The following is a 13504-nucleotide window of genomic DNA, read 5'->3' as shown; positions in this document are numbered from 1 at the left end:
CCGTCATTCTGAGCGTATGCGAAGAATCTTTCTATAGATTCTTCACTCCGCTTACGCTCCATTCAGAATGACAACTGAGAGGGCTGAACTATAACATTATGTTAATTCAGTAATACCCATTCTTTATTCTAATTCCGTTCCCCTCCGTGCTAATCTGTGAAAGATTCCGTGTCAATCCGTGTTCCTCAGTTCTCGTTTCTTCCGCAGCATTTTTTATATTTCTTACCGCTGCCGCAAGGGCACGGGTCATTCCTGCCTATCTTTTCTTCCTTCACAACGGGCTTATAGCCGCCGCTTTGTTCCTGATTTGTGCTGACTTCTTCCGCAACCTGCTCCCTTTGCGGTATCCTGTTCACATTCACGCTGTATATATATTTTATAGTCTCTTGCCTTATATTCTTTATAAGCTCCAGGAACATATCATAGCCTTCAATCTGATAAGCTTGAACCGGATCTTGCTGTCCAAAGGCTCTGAGGTTTATGCCGTCTCTCAGCTGATCCATAGCATCCAGATGATCCATCCACTTAGAGTCCACAACCTTCAGCAGTATAACCCTCTCCAGCTCTCTCATGTTCTCTGAGCCTACCTCTGCTTCTTTAGCCTCATATAGCTTCAGGGCTCTATCCATCAGAACATCATTCAGCTCTTCCTTTGTCAAGCCGCTGATATCTTCAACCTTCAAAGCTCTCTTGGGCAGGAAAATCGACTGGAGATATTCCAGAAGCCCTGCAATATCCCACTCCTCGGGATATTGGCTTCCTACCGTAAAGTTATTTACCGCATCGGAAACCACTTCTTCCAGCATATCCATGATGGAATCCTTAATATCTTCTCCCATCAGTACCTGGCGCCTTTGAGCATATATGACCTCTCTTTGCTTATTCATTACATTGTCATATTGGAGCACATGCTTCCTTATATCAAAGTTTCTCGATTCAACCTTCTTCTGGGCATTTTCTATTGCTTTGGTGAGGAGCCCGTGCTCTATCGGCATATCCTCCTCCATGCCGATTGTCTCCATAAGGTTCATTATCTTGTCTGAGCCGAAAAGCTTCATAAGGTCATCTTCCAGAGATATATAGAACCTGCTGCTGCCCAGGTCTCCCTGCCTGCCTGCACGGCCTCTCAGCTGGTTGTCTATACGCCTGGATTCGTGTCTCTCCGTGCCTATTATATGAAGGCCTCCCAATTCCTTGACTCCTTCGCCCAGCACGATGTCCGTACCTCTGCCGGCCATGTTGGTGGAAATTGTGAGAGCGTTCATTTGTCCGGCTTTGGCTATTATTTCAGCTTCTTTCTCATGGTACTTTGCATTCAGCACCTCATGAGGTATGCCTCTTTTCTTAAGCATGCTGCTCAGAAGCTCCGACTTTTCTATGGATATGGTGCCCACCAGTATAGGCCTGCCCTTCCCATGAAGCTCTGCAATCTCATTTACTACAGCATTGAATTTGCCTTTCTCGTTTTTATATATAACATCAGGATGGTCTTCTCTTATCATAGGCTTATTTGTAGGTATCTCTACAACATCCAGATTATATATGGCCCTGAACTCATCTTCCTCGGTCTTTGCAGTACCTGTCATACCGGCAAGCTTTTGATACATCCTGAAATAGTTTTGGAAGGTTATGGTCGCCAGAGTCTGGCTTTCTCGCTCTATCTTAACTCCTTCCTTTGCCTCAATGGCCTGATGCAATCCATCGCTGTACCGTCTCCCATACATGAGCCTTCCGGTGAATTCATCTACTATTATTACTTCCCCGTCCTTAACCACATAATCGATGTCATTGTTCATCAGCGCCCTTGCCTTTAAGGCTTGGTTGATGTGATGCTGTATCTCCATGTTTTCCGGATCGGCTAAGTTTTCTACACCAAAGAATCTTTCTGCCTTTTCCACTCCCGCTTCAGTGAGGATAACCGTCTTTGCCTTGGGATCAACAGAGTAATCCCCTTTATTCTTGATGGTTTCTTCGTCCTCTTCCTCACCTTCAAAATACTTGCTCAGCATCTCCGCCTTGCTCTCATCCTTGGTATCGGCACCTCTCTTTAATGTTTTAACAAAATTGTCTGCCACATAATAAAGGTGGGTGGATTTCTCACCGACACCGGATATGATAAGAGGAGTTCTGGCTTCATCTATCAAAATGCTGTCCACTTCATCCACTATGGCAAAGTTGAGCTCTCTTTGAACCATCTGCTCTTTGTATATAACCATGTTGTCCCTGAGATAGTCAAAGCCGAATTCATTATTGGTACCGTAAGTAATATCAGAATTGTAAGCCTGCTGCCTTTCGCTATGATCAAGGCCATGGACTATAAGGCCTACGGATAATCCCAAGAAATTATAAACCTTGCCCATCCATTGGCTGTCACGAGTTGCCAGGTAATCGTTTACCGTCACTACATGGACTCCCTTACCTTCCAGTGCATTGAGATAAACTGGCAAAGTAGCTACTAAGGTCTTTCCTTCACCGGTTTTCATCTCCGCGATCCTGCCCTGATGAAGCACTATGCCGCCTACGAGCTGGACTTTGAAATGCCTCATGCCCAAAATTCTTCGTGAGGCTTCCCTCACTACGGCAAAGGCCTCGGTCAAAAGATCATCCAGGGTCTCACCATCGGCAAGCCTGGTTTTAAACTCATCAGTTTTGCTTCTGAGTTCTTCATCGCTGAGAGCTTGCATTTTTGGCTCAAGAGCTTCGATCTCATCTACCAGCTTATCCAGCTTTTTTATCTCTCTATCATTCTGGCTGCCGAATATTTTTGTCAAAATTGACATATATCATCACTCCTATTAATTCTCCATATCAATAAACATTCATTTAATTTTAACATAATAAAATTATTATAACAATAAAAATGGAGGGTATTCCTCTTAGGTCTAGGAAAACGGGGAACACGGATTTTCACGGAATATTTCACGGAAATACACGGTTAACCTTTTAATCTTCAATCAATATCAGTATTCCACAACACAATTTAACTACACTCTTTAGACTATAAATAGCCCATAAATTCTTCAGCAAATACATGTTTAGCTTGACTGTGAACTAACATTTTTGCGTGCCATCCCTTATAAATTCAGAATTTTAAATAATAGACAAAGGAAAAACACCGGTTAATATTAAAAAAGCACGAAAATCCGCGGTTAGATATAAAAACTATCCTTCCGTGAAAATCCGTGTCCTTTCAGTGTTAATCCGTGTTCTCCGTTCCTCTATTTGCCTATTGGCCTATTTTTCTGTTTTCCCAGCATAAGATGCTGTATGTATATAAATACTCCTACCGCCATTAATATATCTCCCAGGCTGTATACCTTGGGCCGTGGATAATACTTTGGCAGTGCCAATATATCCGATAGAAATCTAAGCTTTGTAGCATCGCTTATCAAGGTGTGCGTTATTATCCTGCCTTGTTCTATGGCGGCAGCATTATCGATCAATCCTGCCGAAATAAGGGCTTCCTTTGATATAGGCATTTGCCCTCCGTTTGCCATTATGACTATGAAATTAAGCAAGACTCCTGCAGTGATGATCCAGAACGGATATTTATCAAGATTCATAAACAATCCAAAAAATAATAATATATATGACAGCAAATGGATGAATGGTATTCCATCCACTACTAATTTAACGCCTTTGGAAGCAAAATATACTGCTGAGAACTCGACCAAGAAAGAAGCTCCTATAAAATACCACCCTCTAATCTCTCCCGAGGATATATTTGAGAATTTCCCTCCCCTGGCCTTTCCTACCAGCAGGCCTCCTCCCAGACTTTCAACCAGCAACCTTCTCTACCTCCCCTTTGTGTCCCATCATATTCATGAATTCCTGGGCTACTATAGGATTGAACAAAGTCCCCGACTCCCGCTTTATTATCTCCATAGCTTCCTCATCGGTCATGGCATTTCTATAGGGTCTGTCGGAAGTCAGCGCATCATAGACATCGACTACACATAAGATGCATGACTCTATGGAAATCTCGCTTTTCCTTTTCCCGTTGGGATATCCTGAGCCGTCGAAATGCTCATGGTGACTCAGTATAATATCAGCGGTTGCTTTTAAAAAATCAATCTCCTGAATGATCCTGGAGCCTATGGCCGGATGGAGCTTTATCTTTCCGTATTCATCGTCGGTGAGCCTGCCGGGCTTGTTTAAAATATGCTCGTCCACACCGATCTTGCCTATATCATGAAGCATCCCTGCCAGCTTAAGGTTTTCTGTGGTTTTATGAGACAGTCTCATCCTCTGCCCCAGCTTGTAAGCCAGCTCGCTGACCCTCTGGGAATGGCCCTGAGTATAAGGGTCCTTGGCTTCTACAGCTTGGCATAATGCTTTTACAGTATCCAGATACATGCTTCTCATATCTACATACATCTTAAAAGAATACCTGGCCAAAAGCAAAGGCCCGAAGAACAACAGGACTCCAAGTATTTTATAATTGATATAGGCTATAGCCATTATTATTCCTAAAGGTGCTAAAGCTAAATAATCTTTGATAACCCAAATCATATTTGTATACAGCATTTTATAAAAATTGTCGCCGGACAATATGGTCATCAATATGGACATGATAAGGGCATTCACTATTATATATACTACTATGCTTGCAAGCATAGGCAATATATTTATGAATTCCAATTGGCCCGGAATGCCGCCCAATGCTTCATAGCACAGTCCTGCCAAGCCTGATGAAAGAACTATATTGGCGCCGTTGAACAGAGTTTTATATATAGGGGTGTTGAATATATGATACCTTTTTCCGTCCTTTGAGGCTACTCTAAACATTACTCCTAAACTCGGTATCCAAGTAGCTTGTGGTATTCCCAAAATAAGTAATACAGTAAGGCTTACAGCAAAGCCTACAGAGATACCCCTTTGATTTGATGTAGGAATAAGAAGGGACTCTGCTGCAATAGATAAAACAAGGAAAAAAAGAATAGTTTTTAAATCCAAAACATCCAGTCTATTAAAAGTGAGCACCGTAAATAGCACGCCTAATACTATAATAAAAGAAACATAATACTTCAATTTTCGGGGCATCATATCACTCCTTTGTTGAATGACCGGCATTTTCCGTTTTTAGAACCAGGTCTGGTTTGCTCCTCCAGCCAATATAAGAGAAAGTATAGTTATTAATATGGAAACTATCTTTTTCACGGTTTGCCCTCCTTCTTTTCAAGGCTCTGTCCTTCCGCTAATCGAACAGGCAAACTCACTCCGCTAGAAAAATGCCGGTCAAAATTTAAACCATTTTGCTTATCATCCTATTTAAAGCGTTGAGTGCGGATTTTACTACAGCTTCGTTTTCGTCAGTCTTTATTAGACTGCTGCCTATAAGGAGATTCTCAGTATTTTTATATGTATATCCAACCAGACAGAGAAAAACATCCCTGCCGGCAATTTTTGCCTTCTCAATGCCTTCGAGATAAAATATGCTGCTGGTATTGATAAAAGCCTCTAAAGCCAGTATGGTAGCCTCAGCAACAGCCTTATATTTATTGGTTGTGGATTTTACTTTGATGCTGACACCCTCAAAGGTCTTTCCTTCATTATCAAGAACAACAGTAGCCTTGAGGCTGTTATCCATATTCATCATGGATATGCTGTCTATTCTCAAACGGTTATCCTTATACTCATTTTCTTCTATTTGAGCAACGCTGATCACTTTATAATCTATTTCCATGTTGAATCTTGCACTGATGGCCGACTGTATATCCCGAACCAATTGCTTGATATTCCTGCCGGTAGAGCATAAAACGTGGATATCTTCAACCTCGTTCTTATCACCCAGTATGACCTTGCAGGATAAGACATCCGGAATCCTGCAAACCAGAGATTTTATCTCGTCTTCCAACGCAATTTTATTATCATCCACAAAATTCACCCCTATAGATATCATCGATCTGTTATTATATTCGACCAAAACTTGTCAATTCCTCTTTATTGGCAAAAAAATGAACAAGCCGGACTATAAACGTCCGGTGCTTATTATATTTGCCATAAGACAGAAGGCTGACAAATGACTTTACAATAAAAAAGGCTTCTAAAATAGAAGCCTTTTTGCTAAAACTCCGGTTCTATTAAACCGTAATCTCCGTCTTTTCTCTTGTAGACCACATTGACTTCATCGCTCTCTGCATTATGAAACATAAAGAAGCTGTGCCCCAAAAGCTCCATTTGCAGAACCGCTTCTTCCACAGGCATAGGTTTCATGGCAAATCTCTTGGTCTTAACTATTTTGGGCTCATCATCATCATCTTCTTCTTGGTTAAAGGAGAAATTCTCGAATCTCACACTGCCGTCTTTTATCTTTCTTTCAAGCTTTGTCCTATATTTGGCAATCTGACTTTCCAGCTTTTCCACAACGTTGTCAATGGATGAGTACATATCCTCGGTAGCCTCTTCACCCCTCAAAATAACACCGTTAAAGGGAATTGTAACCTCAATAATGTGTCTGTTCTTTTCTACTGTCAAAGTTGCGTTTGCTTCAGTATCAGGATTGAAATACTTCTCAAATTTGGATAGCTTCTTCTCTACTCTCTCCTTCAAGGCATTTGTTACTTCAATATTCTTTCCACTGACTCTTATGCGCATAAAAACATCTCCTTTCGCAACTATTATGCTACCGTTTATATATAATTTATTCTACATCAGGTTAAATAATCCTTCATTTATTTATCCATTATTTAGTTATATTTATCACATTCATTATTCTCTGAAGCTCTATAATATTATGGAATATTTATGTAATCCAGGTCCTTCTATTAACTATAAAAAATTGTCAATTTGTGATGAATACTTATTAGGTTACATAATAGAACAAAGAACTGCGTATTACCAAAGCTTGCTCAGGCTTTCGTAAAAAATAGGAAATTTTATCTAAATCACAATCTTATCCACATATAATTACCGCCGTCCTGTGGATAATGTGCATAAGTCTGTTGATAACTTGCGTTTACAGGGTTAATACTGTTGAAAGATTGTTGATTACCTGTGAAAGAAAAAAATGTCGAAACCTCTGAAAATCCCGTATGCATAAAAATTTACTATCCGCTTATATAAATACATTAAAAAAGGTAAATAAAAAAGCCACATTAGGAGCGGTCAGATAGGGATTTATAATTCCTGAAAAATTCGGCATAGTCGTTGATATTCGGCTATGCCGTTTTTTCGTTTATTTTGGTAAGTCGATAGCGCCAATGCAGTTATAGAAAATTTGAATCCGCTGAGTTCTGCGGCCATCTACCTTTTCAGCCTTAAATACTATAATTTTGTCAATGAACTCTCGAATAATCTCTGCATCCAATTCTGTAATTTCTGTGTACTTTTTAACCAGTGCCAAAAAGCGGTCGGTATTGAGGGACTGTTCATTTACTGTATCAATGGTATGCTTTAATTTGGTTATCCTTTCTTCCAGTGCCTTCTGCTCGGTTTCATATTCAGCCGACATCTTGTAAAAACGCTCTTCGGGAATTTTGCCCATCACATTGTCTTCATATAGCTTTCGAATGATTTTATCTATGTCAGCAATGCGAGTCTGTGCTTGTTCGTACTCCTTTTGACTTTGGCGGAGTTCTTTGGCAAGTTCCTTTTCTGAATTATTCATTACTATACGGATGAATTCCTGTTCATGGTCTTTGGCAAAGGAGGTTACACGTCTTAAGTCTTCTAGCAAAAGCTGTTCCACTACAACATTGCGTATCTGATGTGAACTGCACATACCCTTTTTCTTGCGGTAAGTAGCACAAACGAAGTATTCCTTATCGTGTGTCCATCCCTTGCCTCTAACCTGATACAGCTTTGCTCCACAGTCGGCACAGAACATCATGCCAGAGAGCATTCCCATTTCACCTAATCGCGATGGTCTTCGCTTGCCATCTCTGATCTTCTGCACTGTTTCCCAAGTGCCCTCATCAATAATTGCTTCATGGGTATTTTTGAAAACCAGCCAATCTTCTGGATTGCTCAATATCTTGACTTTGCTCTTGTAGGACTTTTTAGAAGTCTTGAAATTTACCGTGTGACCTAGATATTCCATTTTAGCCAAAATATCTGCTACGGTACGAGCCGACCAAGCATATGGGTTTTCAGGTGGTCTTGCTGGAGTGTTAATACCCATTTTGCGAAGATGAACCGTAGGTGTATCAATGCATCGCTTTTCAAGTTGCTTTGCTATCTGCGTGGGTCCAAAGCCAGCCATGCACAGTCGGAAAATATCTCTGACCACTTCGGTGGCTTTCTCATCTATAATCCAGTGCAACTTGTCTTCAGGGTCTTTAATATAACCGTAAGGCGGATTGGTGCAGAGTGGCTTGCCTGACTGTCCCTTGGATTTGAACACAGCACGGATTTTCTTGCTAGTATCCTTAGCATACCATTCATTAATAATGTTAAGAAACGGTGTAAAGTCACTGTCTGCTTGGTTTGCACTATCAATACCGTTGTTAATAGCAATGAATCGTACATCTGCTTCAGGAAACATAATCTCTGTGTAATAACCTACTTTAAGGTAATCCCTGCCGAATCGTGACATATCCTTGATGATAATCGTTCCAATTCTACCGGACTCTACATCAGCAATCATGCGGTTAAAGTCTGGTCTATCAAAAGTTGTACCGCTGACCCCATCATCCACATAAAATTCGATGTTACGAAAACCGTTGTCCTCAGCATATTTTTTTAGTATTGCCTTCTGGTTCACTATGCTGTTACTGTCTCCTGCAAGCTCATCATCACGTGAAAGCCTGCAGTAAAGAGCAGTAATTTTTGCTTCTTCAAATGCTATTGTTGATTTACGTATAGTGCTAAATGTTGACTGCCTATTCATTTTTCTCCTCCATTTCCGACAGTCTTCAAGCGGTTTAGCACTATGTATATTACCGTACTACCTTGAAGAAGTCGAGTTGATTTCCGTGGGTTTATATGAACTATCTGATAACTTTGAAAGGCTTTTTGCGTTGACTGTAATCAGTCGTTTCAGCTTGGAATATGCACTTTCCTTTGCTGAATCACTTACTCGTGATTCCACCACATAGACCGTACCTCCGATATCGGATTTGGTTGTGCGGCTGTTACTTTGATTTTCCATATCGTGACCTCCTGTCCGATGTTTTGAAGGAACTGGCACTGAACCGAATTAATGATCTAGTGCTAATCCATTATTTAAGCTTTTATTTGTAATATTTTCAGAGCATCCGGTTGAATTAGCTTCCCATCCAATCTCTCGTAAGCAGAAAAGCCAATCTGCCCCTGCAATGCATATAACTCACTTAATTTTTTTATCGTTATTGGTTGACGCTCAATCAGCCAGTAGTATGATAAATCTCCAAATACAATGCTTTTCGCTCCTGCAGATAATGTAGGCATATATGGAGAGGTAACTACAGGCTTTCCGAAAATGGTGTTATCTGAAGAATTCCACAGATAACTGCCATTTGTATTTTTAAGGGTTCTAAGAAGCATGGCAGTATTATCGTGCATGATAAACACAGCGTTATTTCGGTATTCATCTTTTAATGAAAAATACAGCGAAATAATCTCGTCAAAAGAGATAATAGCACTATCTGCTGTAGTTACATCTGCATCTGCTGTAAGGATACCTGTAGGCTGTGTTGTGCCATTTCCATTAAGCAATGCATTTTCCTCAGCCTTGCCAAAACGCTTCGCAAAATCACCCATCAGATATTTTTCAAGATTAAAGTTCATATCAGTGACGAATGAGCGGTTTAGCTTGACAAGAGATGCCAGCTTGTATGATTTCACCAGAAACTGTGTAAATGCATCGGCACTTTCAGGGATTGGATCTCCGTCTTCAATCCAATCTGCTGTACCCGTTGATGATACCGCTTGAATTTTACCTTCTGCAGAAGATAGATTGATAACAGTAGCAAATCTGCGGAATATATTCTCCTTTGCCAAAGCAGTGTTAAAGCCTTCTCTGAACTCATCTGGTGCGACATAGGCTCCTACATTATCAAAGCCCTCGCTTAGATTTTGATTGTTTTCTTCTTTTCCTTTCATAACATTCCAAAACGCTCTATTATAAGTTGTTGATGTTGCCATAATCCTTTACCTCCTAAATTTTATTAAATGTGGGGTATATACCCCGTTTGAAACCGCGTTTTTTTACACGTTGCCCCACGCCCGTTGTCCAGATGAAAAAGTGTGGAGATTTGACCTCCCCTAGGGGCAGGTATTAACACATGGAGTTGTATCCATTGTTTTCACTGGTTTTAAGCTTTGTAGCAAGATGTAGCAGGTAAAAACTAAACTCTCTATACGAGAGCGATTTTTTATATAACCTGTTTTTCTTGCTACAAGCTGCTACACTGTGTTTAAATAAGAAGAAATTCTTCTTCAGTCAGCTTATATCCGATAAGCATTGTGGTCATTCCACCACCAGAACGTGGTCGTTTCCGTTCTACACGGGCGATAGCTGTTAATGCTTGTTTGAAGTTTCTTGCATTCTCCGAATAACAGCCATTGGCACTGCACCAACGCTGATACCGGCCATACACTTCGGATGTCCGCACCTCACTGTTAGGACTTTCCTCCAAGGCATCCTCGAAAAATAATGCTATTTTATCGCTGTCACGCTTATAAGCCTCCGTGGCTGTCTTAACGGAATTAGGTAAAGTCAAGCCTTCCTTCTTTAACAGCTGATAGCCTTCAATTAGCCAGTTAAGGATAGCACTCTGATTCTTCGCTTTGGCGAATTCGCGTTTTAAGTTTTTATCCTGCTCGCTTTCATCGAAGTGTCGTTCAAAAGGGATAATCACCACTCTGCCACTGGAAAACAGCGTCATATCCGTAATAACGGGCAGATAATTGGTGTTGATATACAGCTTAAACTTTGGTGAAAAGTCAAAAGAATTCTCATGTAGAAACCTTGCGTTGATGGTGTCACCACCCGTCATGCTTTTTACCTGTGCAGCATTTAAGACAAGTCCTCTGCTAGGTTCGGAGATATTCACAAAGCGTACTCCTGCAAGCCGGGCAATATCTTCACTTGGACTTGAACTGTTATTGTTCTTTTTCAGACTGATAGTCTCCGGCCTTGCGGTACAGCCATAACTGCCTAACACCTTAAGAACGCTCTCACATAGCGTACCTTTACCATTTCGAGTTGTAGCACCATAGAGAACAAACAGGCATTCATACCGAGTGTCTCCGCTGATACTGTAGCCAAAGGCTTTTTGGAGGAATTTTGCCTTTTCCTCATCTCCGCTCATAATCTCATGAATAAATCTATCCCATCGCTCACTTTTTGCTTCTGGGTCATATTTAACACCAGATATCTTTGTAAGCCTGTCCTCGCTGTTATGGGGACGAAAATCCATAGGCATTAAAAACAATGTGCCATTGGAACAGTTGAGAACCTGCGGTTCTTGGTCAAATTCAGCCATTGCTATGGGATATACACTCTGTGCATCTTTAAGTACCGTTTCTCGGTATCTTCTTGACTGCCACTTTCGGCAATAGTCAATGTATGCCTTTCTTTGATGTTCATCCTGAATAGTCAAAGCATAGGTTAGCAGTTGGTTAGCCAATGATTTACACATTTCCATCACTTTGAGATTACCGACATCAGGAATCCAAATGCCATTTTCATAGCAAAACCACATTTTCCTTTCGGGAACAAAGCGGGCAAAAGATTTATAATAATCAGCAAACAGCCTGCTTGCCCCAATATCCGTCCAAGGGTAGCGATCGTTACTCTCAGGCTTAAAGCCAGTAAGAGAACATTCACCAAAATCCTCTGTAGCTGATGAACGCTTGCCACCTGGTTTATATATTTCAGTAGCATTTGCGATTGCTTTTTCTATGGTTATTATTCCATAAGTACTGCCAGACTGTGGTCTATTCCATTTATCCCGCATTAGGCCGCTCTGCCGGAATAGTCTGTCCATCTGTCCAATATCCCTGCCACACCAAAATGCCAGCATACCGCAAAGTGCCAAATCAGCTTCACTGGCAGAAGCATAGCCTGATGTATCCCCTTGCCATAATGCTTTGAACCTTTCTCCATTTGCCGATTTTAAAGCCTTCTCAATAACAGACTTGTCAGACAGATAGGATTGACTTTCTGTATCCAGAAGTTGCTTCACAGTGGTAGGACGTAGCATATACTTGTCTAGTATCATCTGTAGTTCATTCGATTTCTCCGCTATATCACCATCTGCATATACATTGCCTGTTACGGTAACAAAACGATTTGTTGCTCCGCCCACATAGACCTCAACTCCCAGCTTTCTGTTGTTGACATAGTATTTTGTTTTGTCAAAGTTAAAGCCTGTGGCCTTAAAGAAAATATGAAGCCCTTTTTCAGATGGACTGTGTTCCATATAACAACCACTAAAAGCCTCTACAACAATTTGGGAAATAGGCTTAAGCTTACCGCTGCTATCAAAGCAATCATCTAAGTCGATAACACATATGTCATTACCCACCAAAAAGCCGATACCGTCATAATCACTTATAGCAGCTACCGCCGAACTAAAATCTAAAAATGTACTCCGCTGATCTGCTTTTGCCCTTTTTCCTGTTACCGGGTTATAGGGAACTTTGGTTTTTCTACCACTTCGTTCTTCATATTTCCAACAGCAAAACTGTGGCTTATCTTTAAGCACCTGCGGCAAGTTTTCATATTGTATATTCAGTTATTTCACCTCCTTGCCTGTTATAAATGGCCCGAAACGCTACGGTTCCAGAGGGTTTGCCTTGTTTGACACAACCTCGTTATCTTTCAAGGAATACGCTCGGAATTATCGTCATGGCATATTCTGCTTGAAGTATCTCTTGCATTTCGGGGTATTCAGTTGTCAAGGAGCAGTGAGAGAAAAACTATGCTTTTATTGGGGGATTGTTTTTCCTCTCACCTTATAGCCTTGGTAGAACACATTAGTTGAGGATTTTAGAAAAATATTTTCTTCCTCATCCATAAGCGAAGAATTCTATTGATTCGAACCCCTAAAATAAAAAAACAGCCTGTCTATTTTCCAGAAAAGACGGCTGTAATGCTTATGCTTTTGCTCAAATTTGAGCTAAAGCGATATTAAGTTTAAGGAGGCTGAATGCTGTAGTTTTGGATTTTTCAATTAGAGTTTCCGACTTTTTTGTCTAAAAGTATTTATTTGAATAAAGTAAAAAAGAAAGACATATACAACTATCATTATTTTTGTTAACATTGTAAAATTACTTCACAAACACAGAATTATCATGTTATTTTTGAAGAAAATGTGCTATAATGGAAAAAACATATATAAAGAGGTGACCAAGATGACCGTTAGCTATAAAAAGCTTTGGAAATTGTTGATAGACCGCGATATGAAGAAGAAAGATTTGCAAGCTGCTGCGGGAATAAGTCCATCGTCAATTTCAAAGCTTTCTAAAAACGAATATGTCAGTATGGATGTTCTTGTAAAGGTTTGTACGGCGCTTGGCGTTGATTTTAAAGATATCATGGAATTAGTGCCTAATATGGTTGAAGAAAGGGAGTAGA

Annotated in this window: 10 protein-coding genes; 1 reads left to right on the top strand and 9 read right to left on the bottom strand. The window is 40.5% G+C overall.

The features are described from left to right. Positions 1-185: 185 nt before the first annotated feature. The 9 genes from secA to LJD61_RS03615 form a co-directional block, all read right to left on the bottom strand. Entirely contained in the window at positions 186-2780 is a 2595-nt protein-coding gene (secA, locus tag LJD61_RS03655; RefSeq protein WP_255226151.1) for a preprotein translocase subunit SecA, read from the bottom strand. Between the two features lie 438 nt (positions 2781-3218). After that, positions 3219-3788, bottom strand: coding sequence for a DUF5317 domain-containing protein (locus LJD61_RS03650; protein WP_255226150.1), 570 nt, complete (start codon positions 3786-3788; stop codon positions 3219-3221). Continuing rightward, positions 3778-5043, bottom strand: coding sequence for an HD-GYP domain-containing protein (locus tag LJD61_RS03645; protein ID WP_255226149.1), 1266 nt, complete (start codon positions 5041-5043; stop codon positions 3778-3780). The genes LJD61_RS03650 and LJD61_RS03645 overlap by 11 nt, the downstream gene beginning before the upstream one ends. A 202-nt stretch (positions 5044-5245) precedes the next feature. Then, on the bottom strand, positions 5246-5878 hold the full coding sequence (locus tag LJD61_RS03640; protein WP_255226148.1) for a hypothetical protein: 633 nt from the start codon (positions 5876-5878) through the stop codon (positions 5246-5248). Between the two features lie 188 nt (positions 5879-6066). Continuing rightward, positions 6067-6597 (bottom strand): ribosome hibernation-promoting factor, HPF/YfiA family, encoded by a 531-nt coding sequence (gene hpf, locus LJD61_RS03635; RefSeq protein WP_255226147.1) that lies wholly within the window; start codon positions 6595-6597, stop codon positions 6067-6069. Between the two features lie 580 nt (positions 6598-7177). Further along, on the bottom strand, positions 7178-8830 hold the full coding sequence (locus LJD61_RS03630; RefSeq protein WP_255226146.1) for a DUF4368 domain-containing protein: 1653 nt from the start codon (positions 8828-8830) through the stop codon (positions 7178-7180). A gap of 57 nt (positions 8831-8887) precedes the next feature. After that, a complete protein-coding gene (locus LJD61_RS03625; protein WP_024833073.1) occupies positions 8888-9091 on the bottom strand; it encodes a transposon-encoded TnpW family protein in 204 nt (67 codons plus the stop codon). A gap of 74 nt (positions 9092-9165) precedes the next feature. Further along, positions 9166-10065, bottom strand: coding sequence for a phage major capsid protein (locus LJD61_RS03620; protein WP_255226145.1), 900 nt, complete (start codon positions 10063-10065; stop codon positions 9166-9168). Positions 10066-10337: 272 nt separating this feature from the next. After that, positions 10338-12656, bottom strand: coding sequence for a phage/plasmid primase, P4 family (locus LJD61_RS03615; RefSeq protein ID WP_456298959.1), 2319 nt, complete (start codon positions 12654-12656; stop codon positions 10338-10340). 625 nt (positions 12657-13281) lie between these two features. On the opposite strand from LJD61_RS03615, the gene LJD61_RS03610 reads away from it, so the two are divergent. Beyond that, entirely contained in the window at positions 13282-13503 is a 222-nt protein-coding gene (locus tag LJD61_RS03610; RefSeq protein ID WP_013810668.1) for a helix-turn-helix domain-containing protein, read from the top strand. Position 13504 lies beyond the last annotated feature (1 nt).

The organism is Lutispora saccharofermentans (assembly GCF_024363565.1).
Taxonomy (GTDB): domain Bacteria; phylum Bacillota; class Clostridia; order Lutisporales; family Lutisporaceae; genus Lutispora; species Lutispora saccharofermentans.
Note: the sequence above shows the minus strand (reverse complement) of the source record. Positions and strands in the feature narration are given on the sequence as shown.